This is a genomic window from Flagellimonas amphidinii (genome assembly GCF_013090115.1).
Classification (GTDB): domain Bacteria; phylum Bacteroidota; class Bacteroidia; order Flavobacteriales; family Flavobacteriaceae; genus Flagellimonas; species Flagellimonas amphidinii.
Genome location: NZ_JABFNN010000023.1, coordinates 97681 through 114738, shown reverse-complemented (window position 1 = coordinate 114738; position 17058 = coordinate 97681). Strand labels below are relative to the sequence as shown.

Genomic DNA, 17058 nt, shown 5'->3' with positions numbered 1-17058 from the left:
TTTAAAACATGCTTACTAGAAGGCATATCAGAATAAAAGTGATGCAATGTATATATGCATTGATCCAATCCAAGGATGATTCCTTGGAAAAACAGGAAAAATTCCTAAAAGTGAGTATAGAGAACATGTATGTACTCTATTTACTTGTCCTTAGCCTTTTGGTGGAACTCCATAAATTGGCCGAAAAGCATGCGAACCATGCTTCCAAGAAATATTTGGCCACTGATGAGGATAAGTACCCAGACCCCCAGAAGTTCATAAAGAACCGCTTACTTCTTCAAATTTCAAATAACGAAGCCCTTGCCAAGGAGCTTTCTAAAAGAAAGCTCAACAATTGGTATTTGAATGAGGAGTACATCAAAATCATCTATAAAGAAGTTGTCGCTAGTGATATTTACAAGGATTATATGTCCAATGGAAAGAACGGTTATGAAAATGATAAAGATGTGGTCCTAGATCTTTTTAAGAATATCATAGCACCTAATGAAAAGATTTACGAATACTTTGAAGATGATAAACTTACTTGGGTAGATGATTTTCCAATTGTGAATACTTTTTTGGTGAAGCGGTTGAAAAAAGCCGGTGAAAGTTCTGGTGCAGGATTCTTTTTGCCAGCATTGCTCAAAGATCAACAAGATATGCTTTATGCCAATGAACTATTGAAAAAGACTTTGTTGAATGATGCCAAATGGGAAAAAGAAATTGAAGGAAAAACCCCCAATTGGGATAATGACCGAATTGCAGAGATTGATTCCATCATTTTAAAAATGGCCATTTGCGAATTATTGAATTTCCCATCTATCCCAGAAAAAGTAACCCTGAATGAATATTTGGAAATAGCGAAGGAGTACTCCACTCCTAAAAGTAGCATCTTCATCAACGGAGTTTTAGATAAACTCGCAAAAGAATATAAATCTAATGGGAGACTGCAAAAAGTAGGCAGAGGACTACGATAAACAATATTTGTTTAATTTTGGAAAAATTAATTAAAACCATGAAAAGAATAACAACAGTATTAAGTTTGATCTTGACAGTTGCCTTGGTAAGCGTTTCTTGTAAGGAAAAAGCTTCTGATAAGGTAGTTGCCGACAATGTTGAAAATGCCACGGACAGGGATGCAGCCCAAAAAAGCCTTCCTGTAATGAGTTTTGAAAAATCTGAACACGATTTTGGTGCCATAGAAAAAGGCACGCCACAACAGACAATTTTTAAATTTACCAATACAGGTAATGCCCCTTTAATAATCACAGATGCAAAAAGTAGCTGTGGATGTACTGTTCCCGAGTATCCAAAGAATACCCCAATTGCTCCAGGAGAGTCTGGAGAATTATTGGTGAAGTTTAATGGTTCTGGGCAAAATCAAGTGACCAAGACCATCACCGTGACCGCAAATACAGAAAAAGGTTCTGAACTATTGAGAATCAAGGCCTTTGTTAACCCAAAGGATGCTGCACCAGTAGGCCCTACCAAGTAAGCTAAGCTTTAATATGGAAAATTTAGGACAGTTTTTACCACTGATATTGATTTTTGTTGTGGCGTATTTTTTCATGATTCGCCCACAGATCAAGCGTCAGAAGGATGAGAAAAAATTTACATCGGAATTAAAAAAAGGAGATCGCATCATTACCAAGAGCGGACTTCATGGCAAAATTGTGGATTTGAATGACAAGGACCTTTCCTGTGTTATTGAAACCATGGCAGGTCGTTTAAAGTTTGACCGTTCTGCAATTTCCATGGAAATGAGCAAGAAGTTGCAAGCTCCTGCCGACAAAAAATAATAACAACCAAATATATGGATGGGACATCCCTCACAATTTAAATTGTGAGGGATGTTTTTTTGTACCTTATTCAAAAATTAAAAGTATGGGTACAAGAAGACAATTCGTCAAAAAAACATCATTGTATATGGCAGGTTTGGGAACTTCATTAATGTTTCCTCCTGAAATTTTGGCTTCGGTCCGGAGAACAATCAGTCCAAATGATAAGATTCAAGTTGGATTGATTGGATGCAAAGGAATGGGATTTGCCAATTTGTTGTCCATACTAAAAAATAGTGAGGTAGAAGTAGTCGCCCTTTGCGATGTTGATGAAAATGTTCTCCGTGCAAAAACTGCAGAACTTACAAAAGCTGATATTAAAAAACCCAAGTGGTATTCCGATTACCGAAAATTGTTGGAGGATAAAGATGTTGATGTAGTAATCATTGGAACTCCTGATCATTGGCATTGCTTGCAGTTGGTTGATGCTGTGGATGCCGGTAAAGATGCCTATTGCGAGAAACCCATTGCAAATTCCATTGCTGAATGTGAAGTCATGCTTTCCAAAGTCAATTCTAGTGACCGCATGGTTCAGATAGGGCAGTGGCAGCGTAGCCAACCCCATTTTGTGGATGCGATTAACTATGTTCATTCAGGAAAATTGGGTCAAATACGATTGGCCAAGGCCTGGGCATACCAAGGTTGGATGAAACCTGTTCCAAAATTACCCGATGGCCCGGTGCCAGAAGGTGTTGATTATAAAATGTGGCTCGGTCCAGCTCCAGAACATGCATTTAACCCCAATAGGTTCCATTTTAATTTCAGATGGTTTTGGGATTATGCAGGTGGATTAATGACGGATTGGGGGGTACATTTAATTGATTATGCATTATATGGGATGAAGGCCTCCCTTCCAAAGTCAGTAATGGCGTTGGGAGGCAAATTTGCCTACCCTAATGATGCTTCTGAAACTCCCGACACGTTACAGACCGTTTATGAATTTGATGGTTTTTCCCTGCTATGGGAACACGCCACTGGCATTGATGGTGGAAATTATGGCAGAAACCATGGAATCGCATTTATAGGTAACAACGGGACACTTGTATTGGACCGCGGCGGATGGGAAGTGATTCCAGAAAACGATAGACCCGATTGGAGTCAGGACCTTGGTCCTAAAATAGAAGTTGTACCCGTACAGAAAGTTGAAGCCAATGGTTTGGATTTGCATACTACCAATTTTTTAGAAGCTGTTAAAAAACGAGACGAAACCATTCTAAATGCTCCAATTAAAATAGGATACGATGCCGCAATGGTCTGCCATATGGGTAATGCAGCGTACAAAACTGGGGAGCGATTGTTTTGGGATGCTGAAAAAGGAAGTTTTACGAATGCGGGGGCTAATGTACACTTAGGGAAAACGTATCACAACGGATGGGAGTTGCCAAGAACAGAGTAAGCTGTGCTTTGTAGTAAAGGAGTGTGGTTTTTTGGAGATTCACTTATCGATTGTTGTGTCTAGTTACTTATCAAGCAAAATTAACTTCTAATAGAATGAGGACCTGCCAGTTCCTATTTGGTGTTCTTCACTTATTATCCTAGGAAACTCAGAGTTTCTAGTGAAGTATGTGCTGTAACCAATAATTCCTTCAAAAACAGGTTCCTGAGTTTTAAAGAATGCGAATGCCTTTGAGATACTATCACTTTTTTTATTTTTTCCAGTGAGAACGTAAGACAATGTTTTGGGATGAATTCTTGAAGAAATATGTCTCATGTTTTTATGAAAAGTTTTGAAGCCTACGAATTGGTCTCTAACTATTCTTTGGCCATGGTTATATTCTTCGTTACTCCGATAAGCAGTTAGATCGATTGGAGTCATTTCAAAATTCATAAACCCAAATACGGTAACTGAATTTTTGGAATACCAAGATTCATCTACTTCAGATGCTTTTGTAAATGGAGAGTTTATCCACTCTGCAGGAAGTGCAAATAGAGGGTAATCCCCACCTCCTTCAGATTTTCTACCTCTAGGACCTATTTCCAAAGCCCAATTAAGTCCGTAAGAGTATGGAGGGAAGTCGTCAATTAACAAGTTGATATACACCTCATGCAAAACTTGAGAAACAGTTGTGAATCTAAAGCGATTTAAAAGAAGTCTTTTGTTATTCCATGAAATTTTATAGTGAGTCCAAAGTTGTTCAGTTGTCAACTGATTGTCCTGAAGTTTGGATAATTCCGTTTTCAAACTATCTATTATTAATTGAAACCCTTTCTGTCTATTCCTTTTTCTAAGGTCTATATATTGATTTAACGCTATGCTACTGGGGGAACATTCAATCCAATTTTCACCATCCACCCAAATTGGAATAATTCTCTTGTTCTTGGCCTTGGATAATTCTAATTCGATCCTTACATATTCCGAATCAGGGACATCCGGTGCACAAAGAACAAAAACAAAAAATGAATTGCTAATGGCTAACCTAATTTCATTATCCCAACCGCTTGTTCCAGGGGTTAAATCTCCAGTATCCATCCAGACTTTAATTCCAAGAGTATCCAGAACTAGACGGAGCGCTTCACAAGTATTTTGGTTTTTTCGAGAATAACTAAGGAAAATGTGCATTAACTAAGATTTAGAAAGTCTTATAATTGGACACAACTAAAAGGATATGAATCGTTTTAATGAGTTATATCCTACGATAAGTGAAGTTAGGGTTTTTTGGCTTAAAAATGCAGGTTTAATTGGTGAAGTAGCCCATTGGATTGATGGGTGTCCATATTTATCGATATGCATCATTAAGCCCAATCCCCTTTTTGATCATAGGGATGATTTTTGCTAATCTTTTGATTTTTGTTTGTTCTTGTTTGGCCGAAGCAATGTATTTGCTGAACTCTTTTTGTTTGTAGGGAGAAAAGCTTTCAAAAGCACTTTTTAAAGATTCATTTTGGACCAATTGGTCCTGAAGAAGTTGTGGTGTTTCAGTATTTGTGTCTTTTTTAATCTTAATTTCCTTGCCTTCTTTTTGGTTTTGTATGGATTCATGTATGTAATCCAATACGTCGTTTACTTCAATCTCTTCAATGCTATAGAACTTCCAGTGGCGCATGCCTTTGGTTTTTCCTTCTTGTGCATTTTGCAATACTTTTTTAGGGTCTTTCAGAAAAACTCCATTAAAAAACCAAAGACCAAAATGGTTTTTGAACCTGCAAATACCAAATACATTTTTATTGTCGACCGTGTAGACAGGGAAATTCCATTTGTAATCTTCCTTGCTTTCTGTTTTAAGGGCCAGACTTCTTAACAGTGCTATGCCATCCTTAAATGGATGCTCCTTTTGGTAATACGCTTCAAGTTTTGCTGTTTTTTCCATATTACTTTATTTGGGTGGCGGTGAGCTCACAGATTTTAACAATGACCTCAACCGCTTTTTGCATGCTTTCCAATGGAATATACTCATACTTTCCGTGAAAATTATGTCCTCCAGCAAAAATATTGGGACACGGTAATCCCATAAAACTTAACTGGGAACCGTCTGTGCCACCCCTTATAGGTTTTATGATTGGTTCAATACCCACAGCTTCCATGGCATCTTTGGCAATTTCAACAATATGGAAAACAGGTTCCACTTTCTCCCGCATGTTGCTATATTGATCTTTAATGTCTAGAACAAAGTAATCTCCATGTTTTTTGGTCAGTTTTTGAATGATGTCCTGTAAGAGCTGTTTTCTGGCTTCAAAGTGACCTGCATCGTGATCACGAATGATCAATTCAATTTCAGCTTTTTCAATTACCCCTTTAAGTTTGTGCACATGAAAAAAGCCTTCTCGACCGGAAGTTTTTTCAGGAACTTCTTGTTGGGGCAGCAAAGTCAAGAATTCATTGGCTATTCCAATAGCATTGACCATTTTTCCTTTAGCGTAGCCAGGATGTACACTTTTACCATGCACGGTTATTTTGGCACTGGCCGCATTAAAGTTCTCATATTCTAGTTCACCTATTTGGCTTCCGTCCATGGTATAGGCCCATTCAGCTCCAAATTTTTCAACGTCAAATTTGTGTGCCCCCCGACCAATTTCTTCATCCGGGGTAAAAGCAATTCTGATTTTACCGCGCTTTATTTCTGGGTGCTCTATCAAATATTCCATAGCAGATACGATTTCTGCGACTCCAGCTTTATCATCTGCACCCAAAAGTGTGGTTCCATCAGTGGTGATTAAAGTTTGACCTTGGTACTGTAACAAATCCTCAAAATAATCTGGAGAAAGTACAATATTCTTGGATTTGTTGAGTGTAATGTCCTTTCCGTTATAGTTTTCCACAATTTGTGGATTTACATTTTTTCCTGAAAAATCAGGAGAAGTGTCCATATGGGCAATAAATCCTATAACTGGAACTTTTTTATCCATGTTTGAGGGCAAGGTTGCCATGATATAGGCATTTTCATCTATAGAAACCTCTTGCATTCCTATTTGGTGAAGTTCCATGACCAATTTTTTGGCCAAAGACCATTGTTTATCGGTACTAGGAGTTGTTTTAGAGTAGGGGTCGCTTTGAGTATCCATAGCAACATATTCAAGAAAGCGGGGTAGTAGTTTTTCCATAAAAGTGCGTTTCATCAAAAATAATGCTTATTCGGTCGTGATTTTGTCTAAAACCAGTTTCGAAGGCATATATTTCGCTCGCGCCTAAAACCAACACTATTGAAAAAACCACTCCTCTGTTTATTCCTATGCTTTACTTATTTTGGATTCTCCCAAACCGAATGTCTTTTGGGTGTGGGAGGAACAAATGACGATACAATTGCTGAGGTATTTCAGCTAAGTGAAGAACAGAAGGAAAGTTTAAGGAACTGGAGTGCAGAGCTTAAGGTGCGAAATAATATTTTAAAAGATAAAGCCAACTATATGCTTAAGAAACATAAAGAAAGCTCTCCTGAAGTTTTAATGACATTTTCACGTGAGTATAAAAACATTTTGGATAGTATGAGACAAAATGCAAGAATGATTGACAAAAGAATGCTTTCCATTTTAAATGAAAAACAGTATGAATTCTATCTTAAACTTTGTGGACAACTTACATTGACCCCTATTTATGTAGATGGGTCAGTCAACGAAAAATAGTCAATTTCTTACATGCTGTATTAAGAGTTTATATTTTTGTCAAAATTTTTTGGATGTACAAATTCCTCATTCGCCCGCTTCTTTTTTTGCTTGATGCTGAAACTGCTCATCATTTTTCCTTTGAAGCTATAAGAACGTTTTCAAAATTTGGGTTGAATCGTCTTTTTCGCAAAGCTTTTGAAATCAATGATCCTAGATTGGAAAAAGAGGTTTTTGGAGTAAAATTTAAAAATCCAGTAGGTTTGGCTGCAGGATTTGATAAGGATGCCAAGTTGTACAATGAGTTTTCAGATTTTGGCTTCGGATTTGTGGAAATAGGAACTTTAACGCCTAAACCACAAGAGGGGAATCCCAAAAAGAGACTTTTTAGGTTGTTGGAAGATGAGGCTATCATCAACCGAATGGGATTCAATAACCAAGGGGTTTTTGAGGCGGTGGACCAACTGCAAAAAAAGCATCGTGTAATTGTAGGGGGAAATATTGGGAAAAATAAAATAACGTCCAATAAAGATGCCATCAAAGATTATCTTATTTGTTTTGAGGCACTGTTTGAGTATGTGGATTATTTTGTGGTCAATGTAAGTTCGCCCAATACGCCCGGACTCAGAGAGCTTCAGGATAAGGAGCCTTTGTCCAAGCTTTTGAAAAAACTTAAAAGCCAAAACGGGAAATTGGCCAAGAAACTGCAACTCAAGGAAAAGCCCATCTTGTTGAAAATTGCTCCGGATTTGAGCAATGATCAGCTGTTAGATATCATAAGTATAATAAAAGAAACAAAGATTGATGGTGTAATAGCCACCAATACCACCATTTCTAGAAAAGAATTGAAATCTCATCTCATTTTAACTGAGGAAAAGGGGGGTCTTAGTGGAAAACCTTTGAAGAATAGAAGTACAGAAGTTATTCGGTTTTTAGCTGAAAAAAGCAAAAAGGCCTTTCCAATCATTGGAGTAGGAGGTATACATACCCCTGAAGATGCTTTGGAAAAGTTGGATGCTGGTGCTGATTTGGTGCAATTGTACACAGGCTTCATTTATGAAGGACCGGGACTTATCAAAAAAATCAACAAGGCCATTTTAGCACGGATGTCCTAACAACATGCATATTTTATTTGTTCAACAAGCTGAAATCATCAATTACCCAGTGCTAGTTGGGTTTTTTGTTGCTTCAGCTGCATTGGCCATCTCTCCTGGACCCGATAATATTTTTGTATTGACCCAAAGTATTTCCAATGGGATAAAATCTGGATTGGCAACTGTTATGGGATTAGTGAGCGGTTGTTTGGTGCACACTACTTTACTGGCCTTTGGTGTTTCAGAAGTGATCAAAAGAAGTGATACCTTATTTTTTGCCATAAAATTGTTTGGAGCACTTTATCTGCTGTATTTAGCCTATAAGATTTACCAAAGTGATGCTTCCATTCTATTGGATAAAGAAAAAAGTCCCTCAAAAAGTGTATCTCAACTATTCCGGATAGGTTTTACCATGAATGTGCTTAATCCTAAGGTCACTATTTTCTTTCTAGCTTTCTTTCCTGGTTTTTTATTTAGCAAGGAAATAAGTACAGTTGCTCAGTTTTATGTGCTGGGCCTTATTTTTATGGTGACTGCCTTTGTGATTTTTGGGTTGATAGCTGTACTGGCGGGATACATTTCCAACTATCTTACAAAATACCCCAAAGCAGGATTGTATCTCAAATGGCTTCAAATATTTGTTTTTCTGGGGATTGCCGGTTACTTACTTCTATCGGAGAAATAATGGTAATTTTACGGTCAGTCTATGTCAAAAGTCAAACTAATAGAATGTCCCAGGGATGCCATGCAAGGCATAAAGACCTTTATTCCCACCAAGGAAAAAGTACGGTATATACAATCGCTTTTAGGATGCGGGTTTGATACTTTGGATTTTGGCAGTTTTGTGTCCCCTAAGGCTATCCCGCAAATGCAGGATACGGCAGATGTGCTCGCTCAATTGGATTTGTCCAAAACCAAAAGCAAACTATTGGCTATTGTGGCAAATATTAGAGGAGCTCAGGACGCTTGCCAGCATGGAGCCATTGATTATTTAGGGTTTCCTTTTTCTATTTCTGAAAACTTTCAAATGCGGAATACCCATAAAACTATTGCACAATCAGTGGATACCCTAAAGGGTATTTTGGAAATAGCAGATGCTAATGGAAAGGAAGTGGTTACCTATATTTCCATGGGGTTTGGTAATCCTTACGGGGACCCATGGGATGTGGATATAGTAGGGGAGTGGACGGAAAAATTGGCAGCTATGGGAACCAAGATTCTTTCCCTTTCTGATACCATTGGGAGCTCTACCCCTGAAGTGATAGATTATTTATTTTCAAATTTGATACCTAAATATCCTCACATAGAATTTGGGGCACATCTCCATACAACACCTGCCAAATGGCATGAAAAAGTAGATGTGGCCCATAAGGCTGGTTGTAGGCGTTTTGATGGAGCGGTGCAAGGTTTTGGAGGATGTCCCATGGCTAAGGATGAGCTGACTGGCAACATGCCAACAGAAAAAATGTTGTCCTATTTTACTTCTAACAAGGTGGATACTGGAGTTAACTGGATGGTATTTGAAGCTGCCTACAATAAAGCTACCGAACTTTTCACAGTTTATCATTAGACGTTTAACGGCAGATTACCTAAGTGTTAAATTTTAAATTGTATTTAAATCAAGTCTAAATAAATTTGGTGACTTACAAAGAGGGAAATATATTTGCGCGCCTTATTTAATCCTAATATAAATAGCATAGTTCGCTCATGAAGCATCTTTTTCTTTCTCTTGCATTACTTTTTTCAACGGTATTTTATGCACAGACCAAGACAGATTCAATCCAGTTAGATCCACAAAAACAGTTGAATGCTGCCCAACGGTTACTCTCTGGAAATTATGCCTCCGCTGTTACAGTGGGTGCATATGGGGAAATGCTCTACAATCAACCAGAAGGTGAAAATGGTGAATTGGATGTGCAAAGGCTGGTTGTTCTTTTTGGATATCGATTTGATGATCGGACACAGTTTGTTACTGAGATTGAATTTGAGCACGTAGAGGAAGTCTTTGTGGAGCAAGCTTTTGTCAATTATAATGCTGCACCAAATTTTAATATTCGAGGAGGATTGATGTTGGTTCCTATGGGAATCATCAATGAATTTCATGAACCCACTACGTTCAATGGTACAGAGAGACCTACCTTGGACAACGTAATTGTGCCTACCACTTGGAGGGAATTGGGGGTTGGTGTCACTGGAAGGTTCAATTCCATTTCCTTAGGATACCAAGCTTACCTTTTCAATGGTTTTAAATCTTCTGAATCTGATGGAGAAGGTGGTGTAACAGGGATTTTAAGAGGTTCAAATGGATTAAGAAGTGGAAGACAAAAAGGGATAAGATCTACCATAGACCAGCCAAACCTATCCACTAAGTTGGATTATTATGGCATTCCTGGACTTCGATTGGGCTTTTCCACTTATTTTGGTCGTACGCAGGCTGATGACGATGTTGAAGAATTTGACGGTGCTGATATCGGTATTGCCATGATTGGATTGGATGCTCGTTACGCCTACCAAAAATTTACCGCCAGAGGACAATTTATACATGCTTCTTTAGCTGATACGGAGGATTACAATAATTTGACGGGAAGAGATTTGGGCAGTGCCTTGCAAGGCTGGTATTTAGAAGGAGCCTATAATGTGCTTCCCGCTGGAAAAAGACAAAAATTATTTGCTTTCGCTAGATATGAAACCTATAACACTCATGCAGATACAGATGGAAGTTTAGTGGAAAATGAGGCTTATGACCGTACGGATGTTACCACTGGGTTAACCTACCATATTGCACCAGGGGTTGTCGTAAAAGGGGATTATCAGTTTAGAAGTAATGCTTTGGATAGTGGGGATGTGACAGACCGACTCAATTTTGGCATAGGAGTTTGGTTTTAATCAATGCTCAATTTTTGATTTGATAAGAGAAAATCAGAATTGTTTTTATTCCTAATAAGTCTAAATTAATATATTTGGAAGATGAAAATGGTAAAGCCATACAGCCTAGCTCTTGTTGCTCTTGTTTTTTTTGGGTTTGGAATCCCAAAAGGAGTTAACAAAAGAGTGCTGAAAGAAGTTGAAAAAACTTTTGAAGTGGCAGATTTTACCATGGATCCAATTCTTGTTTCTAAGGAAGTCAACGCACAACTGCCTACCAAAATTTCTGAAAATAATCTATTTCAGATTCTTCAAGGTGAATCTCTTCTGGGATATGCTTTTGTTGACCAAGCTCCTAGTAAAACAGCAAAGTTTGATTATTTGGTGTTATTTGATAAAAATCTTAAAGTAGTGAATACAAAGGTTTTGATTTATCGGGAAGAATATGGTGGTGAAATAGGAAGTAAGCGATGGTTAAAACAGTTTTTGGGAAAAACCGGAGGTGATCGCGTTAGCAGCGAGACAAATATAGATGCAATTTCCGGAGCAACTATTTCTGTAAATTCCATGACCAGAGCAATGGATAATCTTTTTCAGACTATAGGAATACTTCAGACTGAAGGACAATTCAGCAGCGATGGTCTATAACGGTTTATTGACCACCCTCCCCAAAGAAATACGGCTTTTTATAGCCACATTTGTAGTGATTCTTTCTGTTGGATTTTATACTGGACTACTCTTTGTAAAACAAACAGAGGCTACTTCCCCAGCAGGGGTAGAGGAAAATTATCTGGGGAATGAAGATGATGTGGAAGCTACTGTAATGAAATTTAAAAAAGGGGACAGGGAAATGCTAACCATTGTACACACACATATACTTTCCATGTCCTTAATCTTTTTTTTGTTGGGCGGATTGGTCTGGATAAGCAGGTTCCCTAAAAAATGGAAATATTTTTTGACCATAGAACCCTTCCTTTCGGTAATACTGACCTTTGGGGGAATTTATCTCATGTGGATGGGAATCACATGGTTCAAGTATGTCGTTGTTTTTTCAGGCATTCTCATGACCCTCACTTACACTTTTTCAGCAGCTTTGGTACTTTTGAATTGCTTCAAACCAACTAGATAGCATAAAAACCACTAGGTAAGTACTTTTATAATCAGAACCTAATTTTCTATAAAGCGGTAATTGATATCCTTGTGATTCAATAACTCAAAATTGAGGGTTTCAAAAGAAATGAGTTGCAGCATTTCGTAAATCTCTTCTTTATTTACCAATATGATGAAATGATCTTTACCGACAGATATTGGAATTTTACGCTTGTTGGTCCAGTCACTCATTTTTTGCTCCCAATAAGGAATGTCCAGTTTTTTCAGGTGTTCCGTAAATGCTTCCAATTCCCATTCGTACAGTTCAAAACAGAGGTTGTTAAAAATCAATTGAAAAAGCTTGCTGCGATTACAGAATGTTAAAACACCATTTCTGGATTGGTTGACAATAGTTAGTGGATTGCACATAATTATCTAATTCTAGCCCTAAAGATATTAATTATTTATAATAAGTCTAAATAAAAATAAATAACTTCTCATAGTAGTATTCAAAGAGTAATTGGTAATTGGATAATTGAATTAAAATAGTGGTATATTTGCACGCAATTAATCCGTAATTGCAATGGAAGCCCACCTCAATAAAATTGTCGGCGAAGGACTCACTTATGATGATGTACTTCTTGTGCCCGCTTATTCCGAAATACTTCCTAGAGAAGTCAGTATTCAATCAAAATTTACCCGAAACATTAGTATCAATGTGCCCATTGTATCAGCAGCGATGGATACCGTCACAGAGTCCCGGATGGCAATTGCCATGGCGCGTGAAGGCGGAATAGGGGTTTTGCATAAGAACATGACGATGGAACAACAGGCCATAAAAGTTAGAAAGGTGAAACGTGCTGAAAGTGGAATGATCATGGATCCTGTTACACTTCCTTTGGAATCTGTGGTACGAGATGCTAAGGCCAATATGAAAGAACATAGTATTGGTGGAATTCCTATCGTGGATGCAGATAAAAAATTGATTGGAATAGTTACCAATCGTGATTTGCGTTTCGAAAAAAATGATGATCGCCCCATTGAAGAGGTCATGACTTCTGAAAATCTAGTTACGGTTAGTGAAGGCACTTCCTTGACTGAGGCTGAAGTAATCCTTCAGAAAAACAAAATAGAAAAACTCCCTGTTGTTAATGACGATTATACCTTGGTAGGGTTGATTACATTTCGTGATATCACCAAACTTACCCAGAAACCCATCGCCAATAAAGATAAATATGGACGTTTGCGCGTTGCTGCTGCCATTGGAGTCACCCCAGATGCTGTGGAAAGGGCAGGGGCTTTGGTCAATGCAGGTGTTGATGCCATTGTTATTGATACTGCACATGGACACACCAAAGGAGTGGTTAGCATTTTGAAAGAGGTAAAAAAGAATTACCCCGATCTTGAAGTGGTTGTTGGAAACATAGCAACCGGTGAGGCTGCCAAATATTTGGTAGAAGCTGGTGCAGATGCGGTCAAGGTTGGTATCGGTCCTGGTTCCATTTGTACCACCCGAGTTGTGGCAGGTGTAGGTTTTCCCCAGTTTTCTGCTGTTTTAGAAGTGGCTGCAGCTATTAAAGGTTCTGGAGTTCCTGTTATTGCAGATGGTGGAATTAGATATACTGGTGATATTCCAAAAGCTATAGCTGCTGGAGCCGATACTGTAATGTTGGGGTCATTATTGGCGGGAACTAAAGAATCTCCAGGAGAAACCATCATATATGAAGGTAGAAAATTTAAATCTTATCGTGGAATGGGTTCCGTGGAGGCTATGAAAGAGGGGAGTAAGGACAGATACTTTCAAGATGTGGAAGATGACATTAAAAAATTGGTTCCAGAAGGAATTGTTGGTCGTGTACCTTATAAAGGAGAACTGTATGAAAGTATGCATCAGTTTATTGGAGGTCTCAGAGCAGGAATGGGTTATTGCGGAGCAAAAGACATTGAATCCCTAAAGGAAACCGGGCGTTTTGTAAAAATAACAGCGAGTGGAATCAACGAGAGCCACCCTCATGATGTTACAATTACCAAAGAAAGTCCAAATTATAGTAGGTAACTGAATTTATTTACCTGCGTAAGTCTCCCAGTCTTTGTCCTTATAGATATTATCTCCAAAGTATTTGGCAATCTGTAAAAAGGGCTTGACTTTTTGATAACCGGGAACAGGTGAAAGCATTTTGAGGTCTTCATCCAAGAAAACAACTGTTGGATAGCTCATTTTGCCTTGCAATAAGGCTGCTGCAAATTCATGGTAACCTCTTCTACCAGAAGGTACAAACTTGAAGGTTTTTCCTTGGAACTCAATAGGGTCTTTACCTTCAGCGTCCAACTTTACCATATAATAGTTGTCTTTCATATAAGCAGAAACCTCAGGATTTTGGAAAGTGTCTTTGTCCATTTTTTTGCACCATCCGCACCAATCCGTGTACACATCAATAAAAATTTTCTTGGGCTGGGCATCGGTCTTGGACAATTCTACGGCTTCTTCCCAAGTTAACCAATCAATATTTTGGGCTTGGGCCTGCAATCCAATCAAAAGAAGAAAAAGTAAGCTGATTTGGGTAATAATTGTGCGCATAGTTCCTGTTTTTATGACGATTTCGTCGTGCTGTCACTACAAAACTAACGAAAATTGTGCCAAAAAAGTATTTAGCCAAAATACTCTAAAATGATAATAAGTACACCAAATAAAAGACACAAAGGAGGATAATAACGAGGGTTTAAAGCGGTAAATTTACTGTTCTTGGCAGTTCTAAATGAACCAACATTTTTAAACCCCCCAAAAGCGCGTAGTATAAAAATGACACCTATACCTATGGATAGATACTTTAGCCATGGATGATTGGTATAGCCCATTACTTTGTTGATAAAGACAAAAGCGAAGAGAAATAAAATTACTCCAACCACTACCGCCACAAATTTATTTGGAGGCCTAACCGTTTTGTTGACACTGATTGATGAAGGTGAAGAGGGTTCTTTAATTCCGTAGATGGACCAGTAAAAATGAAGAGCCGCCAGAAAAATCATTACGATGAAGATAATGACGGCTAATACATCCATACTATTTTATAGTTTCCGCTTTCGGTTTTTTAAATAAATCTTTTACGTCCACCTGGTTTCTCAGAATATCATCAAATGTTTCACGTTCTCTGATCAAATGAGGCTTTCCTTTTAGCCATAGTACCTCTGCGGGTCTATAGCGTGAATTATAGTTGCTGGACATGGTAAAACAGTACGCCCCAGCATTGTTAAAACAAAGGATGTCCCCTTCTGATATTTCGTTGATTCTGCGATTACTGCCAAAGGTATCTGTTTCACAAATATAACCCACAACGGAATAATACCGTTCTTTCCCCTTGGGGTTTGAAATATTGATGATTTCGTGAGTGGCTCCATACAACATTGGACGAATCAAATGATTGAAACCAGAATCCACGCTTGCAAAAACTGTAGAAGTGGTTTGTTTTACCACATTGACTTTTGCCAAGAAATGCCCCGCCTCACTTACCAAAAATTTGCCCGGTTCAAAAGCAAGTGTAAGTTCTTTTCCGTACTCAACGCAAAATTCGTTGAAGCGAACAGTCAGTTTTTTTCCTAATTCCTCAATGTTGGTTTGAATGTCTCCCTCTTTGTAAGGTACCTTGAATCCGCTTCCAAAATCAATAAACTCTAAATTCTTAAAGTTTTTGGCAGTTTCAAATAAAATTTCCGAAGCATAAAGGAAAACATCAATATCCAAGATGTCGCTACCGGTATGCATATGGATGCCGTTAATGTTCATTTGCGTCAACTCCACTATCCGAAGTAAATGTGGAATTTGATGAATGCTAATGCCAAACTTGGAATCGATATGCCCGACAGAAATATTAGAGTTGCCCCCTGCCATCACATGAGGATTGATGCGTATACAAACAGGAATGTCTGGATGCTTACTTCCAAATTGTTCTAAAACAGAGAGGTTATCAATGTTGATTTGCACCCCTAATGCAGCAGCTTCTTCAATTTCTTCCAAGGATACTCCATTTGGAGTGTAGATAATGGATTCTGGTTTAAAACCAGCCATAAGGCCAAGTTTTACCTCTTGGATGGAAACGGTATCAAGTCCGCTTCCTAAATTGTTCATCAAACGAAGAATACTTATGTTGGACAGTGCTTTGACCGCATAGTTTAGGCGTAGATTGCTAACCCCTTTAAAGGCATTGGTCAAACGTTGGTATTGTGAAGCAATTTTTTCGGCATCATATACATAGAGTGGAGCACCAAATTGCTTTGCAAGTTTCAATAGAGTTTGGGAATCCATATTTTATAGGTCTTTTGAGCAAATCTAACCTATGTATGGGTGTTCCGCAAGCGAATAAGACAAATTAATACATTTATAACAAATTGTTTTAAAAATAACAATAGCTAATGTTGTTCTATTGCTTAGTGGATTGTAAATTTAGAACAAATTCTAAGGATGAAATTACCTCTATTTCCACTTCAAACCATTTTTTTTCCAGGGGAGACCGTACCATTGCACATTTTTGAAGATCGTTATAAGCAATTGATGAACGATTGTAGAAAAGAAGCAGCAACATTTGGCATTCCTGTGTTTATTGATAATAGTCTTTCATTTGGTACTGAGGTGCAATTGGTAGAGGTTGTTACCACATACGAAAATGGCGAAATGGATGTGGTTTGCGTTGCAAGAAATGTATTTAAAATCCTATCATTTGAAAATCAAATGGAAGGGAAGCTATACGCTGGTGGCGATGTGGAATTTTTGGAAATGGTATATGATGCCAGTGATGAATTGAGGAAAGAGATCTTGAATAAAGTGGAAATCTTGTATGATCTAATGGAAGTGCCCTTTACCAAAATTTCTCCCAAACAATTCAACAGTTACTCTTTGGCCCATAAAATGGGTCTTTCCTTTGAGCAAGAATATGAATTGCTTCAAATTGTAAAAGAGACCGATCGTTTGTTGTTCATTGAAAATCATCTTGACCACACGATTAAGGTGCTGGAACAGGTGAATAGAACAAGGCTGATAATTGAACAAAATGGACATTTTAAAAATTTTGACCCTTTGGACTTCAAGGATTTTAATGCCTAGTTTCAAGGATAGCATAGCCATCTTTTGAATATTTTTTTGATTCTCTGTTGCATTCCTCATA

The 17058-nt window shown here is 38.0% G+C and carries 20 protein-coding genes; 13 read left to right on the top strand and 7 right to left on the bottom strand.

The window, feature by feature from the left end:
• Positions 1-8: 8 nt before the first annotated feature.
• The 4 genes from nusB (at position 9) to HJC33_RS03170 (ending at position 3213) form a co-directional block, all read left to right on the top strand.
• Positions 9-956, top strand: coding sequence for a transcription antitermination factor NusB (gene nusB, locus HJC33_RS03185; protein ID WP_171657348.1), 948 nt, complete (start codon positions 9-11; stop codon positions 954-956).
• Positions 957-994: 38 nt separating this feature from the next.
• Positions 995-1474: a DUF1573 domain-containing protein gene (locus HJC33_RS03180; RefSeq protein ID WP_171657347.1), complete on the top strand. Its 480-nt coding sequence runs from the start codon at positions 995-997 to the stop codon at positions 1472-1474.
• A 13-nt stretch (positions 1475-1487) separates the two neighbouring features.
• Complete coding sequence (gene yajC / locus HJC33_RS03175; protein ID WP_171657346.1) at positions 1488-1778, top strand: preprotein translocase subunit YajC; 291 nt, start codon at positions 1488-1490, stop codon at positions 1776-1778.
• An 85-nt stretch (positions 1779-1863) separates the two neighbouring features.
• A complete protein-coding gene (locus HJC33_RS03170; protein WP_171657345.1) occupies positions 1864-3213 on the top strand; it encodes a Gfo/Idh/MocA family protein in 1350 nt (449 codons plus the stop codon).
• An 87-nt stretch (positions 3214-3300) separates the two neighbouring features.
• On the opposite strand, the gene HJC33_RS03165 is transcribed toward HJC33_RS03170, so the two are convergent.
• The 3 genes from HJC33_RS03165 to pepT all read right to left on the bottom strand — a co-directional run bounded on the left by HJC33_RS03165 (position 3301) and on the right by pepT (position 6356).
• Entirely contained in the window at positions 3301-4377 is a 1077-nt protein-coding gene (locus HJC33_RS03165; RefSeq protein ID WP_171657344.1) for a toll/interleukin-1 receptor domain-containing protein, read from the bottom strand.
• A 157-nt stretch (positions 4378-4534) separates the two neighbouring features.
• Positions 4535-5125 (bottom strand): YdeI/OmpD-associated family protein, encoded by a 591-nt coding sequence (locus tag HJC33_RS03160; protein ID WP_171657343.1) that lies wholly within the window; start codon positions 5123-5125, stop codon positions 4535-4537.
• Between the two features lies 1 nt (position 5126).
• Positions 5127-6356, bottom strand: a complete 1230-nt coding sequence (gene pepT / locus HJC33_RS03155) for a peptidase T (protein WP_171657342.1) — start codon at positions 6354-6356, stop codon at positions 5127-5129.
• A gap of 99 nt (positions 6357-6455) precedes the next feature.
• Here pepT and HJC33_RS03150 point away from each other — a divergent pair, with 99 nt between their 5' ends.
• From HJC33_RS03150 to HJC33_RS03120, 7 genes are all read left to right on the top strand, one after another.
• The gene (locus HJC33_RS03150) at positions 6456-6875 is read left to right on the top strand and encodes a hypothetical protein (RefSeq protein ID WP_171657341.1); all 420 of its coding nucleotides are present in this window, start codon (positions 6456-6458) and stop codon (positions 6873-6875) included.
• Between the two features lie 53 nt (positions 6876-6928).
• Positions 6929-7969 carry a quinone-dependent dihydroorotate dehydrogenase gene (locus HJC33_RS03145; RefSeq protein WP_171657340.1) on the top strand — a complete coding sequence of 347 codons (1041 nt, stop codon included), beginning with the start codon at positions 6929-6931 and terminating at the stop codon, positions 7967-7969.
• A gap of 4 nt (positions 7970-7973) precedes the next feature.
• Entirely contained in the window at positions 7974-8633 is a 660-nt protein-coding gene (locus tag HJC33_RS03140; protein ID WP_171657339.1) for a LysE family translocator, read from the top strand.
• 21 nt (positions 8634-8654) lie between these two features.
• Entirely contained in the window at positions 8655-9518 is an 864-nt protein-coding gene (locus HJC33_RS03135) for a hydroxymethylglutaryl-CoA lyase (RefSeq protein ID WP_171657338.1), read from the top strand.
• A gap of 137 nt (positions 9519-9655) precedes the next feature.
• On the top strand, positions 9656-10834 hold the full coding sequence (locus HJC33_RS03130) for a hypothetical protein (protein WP_171657337.1): 1179 nt from the start codon (positions 9656-9658) through the stop codon (positions 10832-10834).
• 81 nt (positions 10835-10915) lie between these two features.
• Entirely contained in the window at positions 10916-11461 is a 546-nt protein-coding gene (locus tag HJC33_RS03125) for an FMN-binding protein (RefSeq protein ID WP_171657336.1), read from the top strand.
• The gene (locus HJC33_RS03120) at positions 11451-11942 is read left to right on the top strand and encodes a hypothetical protein (RefSeq protein WP_171657335.1); all 492 of its coding nucleotides are present in this window, start codon (positions 11451-11453) and stop codon (positions 11940-11942) included. The genes HJC33_RS03125 and HJC33_RS03120 overlap by 11 nt, the downstream gene beginning before the upstream one ends.
• Positions 11943-11980: 38 nt before the next feature.
• Here HJC33_RS03120 and HJC33_RS03115 read toward each other — a convergent pair whose 3' ends face one another.
• The gene (locus tag HJC33_RS03115) at positions 11981-12331 is read right to left on the bottom strand and encodes a DUF6686 family protein (protein ID WP_171657334.1); all 351 of its coding nucleotides are present in this window, start codon (positions 12329-12331) and stop codon (positions 11981-11983) included.
• Between the two features lie 154 nt (positions 12332-12485).
• Between HJC33_RS03115 and guaB the strand changes: the two genes are divergently transcribed.
• Positions 12486-13958 carry an IMP dehydrogenase gene (gene guaB / locus HJC33_RS03110; protein ID WP_171657333.1) on the top strand — a complete coding sequence of 491 codons (1473 nt, stop codon included), beginning with the start codon at positions 12486-12488 and terminating at the stop codon, positions 13956-13958.
• Between the two features lie 6 nt (positions 13959-13964).
• Here guaB and HJC33_RS03105 read toward each other — a convergent pair whose 3' ends face one another.
• The 3 genes from HJC33_RS03105 to lysA all read right to left on the bottom strand — a co-directional run bounded on the left by HJC33_RS03105 (position 13965) and on the right by lysA (position 16202).
• On the bottom strand, positions 13965-14480 hold the full coding sequence (locus tag HJC33_RS03105) for a thioredoxin family protein (protein ID WP_171657332.1): 516 nt from the start codon (positions 14478-14480) through the stop codon (positions 13965-13967).
• Between the two features lie 71 nt (positions 14481-14551).
• Complete coding sequence (locus HJC33_RS03100; protein ID WP_171657331.1) at positions 14552-14962, bottom strand: DUF3995 domain-containing protein; 411 nt, start codon at positions 14960-14962, stop codon at positions 14552-14554.
• Position 14963: 1 nt separating this feature from the next.
• Entirely contained in the window at positions 14964-16202 is a 1239-nt protein-coding gene (lysA, locus tag HJC33_RS03095; protein WP_171657330.1) for a diaminopimelate decarboxylase, read from the bottom strand.
• A 156-nt stretch (positions 16203-16358) separates the two neighbouring features.
• On the opposite strand from lysA, the gene HJC33_RS03090 reads away from it, so the two are divergent.
• Positions 16359-16997, top strand: a complete 639-nt coding sequence (locus HJC33_RS03090) for an LON peptidase substrate-binding domain-containing protein (RefSeq protein WP_171657329.1) — start codon at positions 16359-16361, stop codon at positions 16995-16997.
• Positions 16998-17058 lie beyond the last annotated feature (61 nt).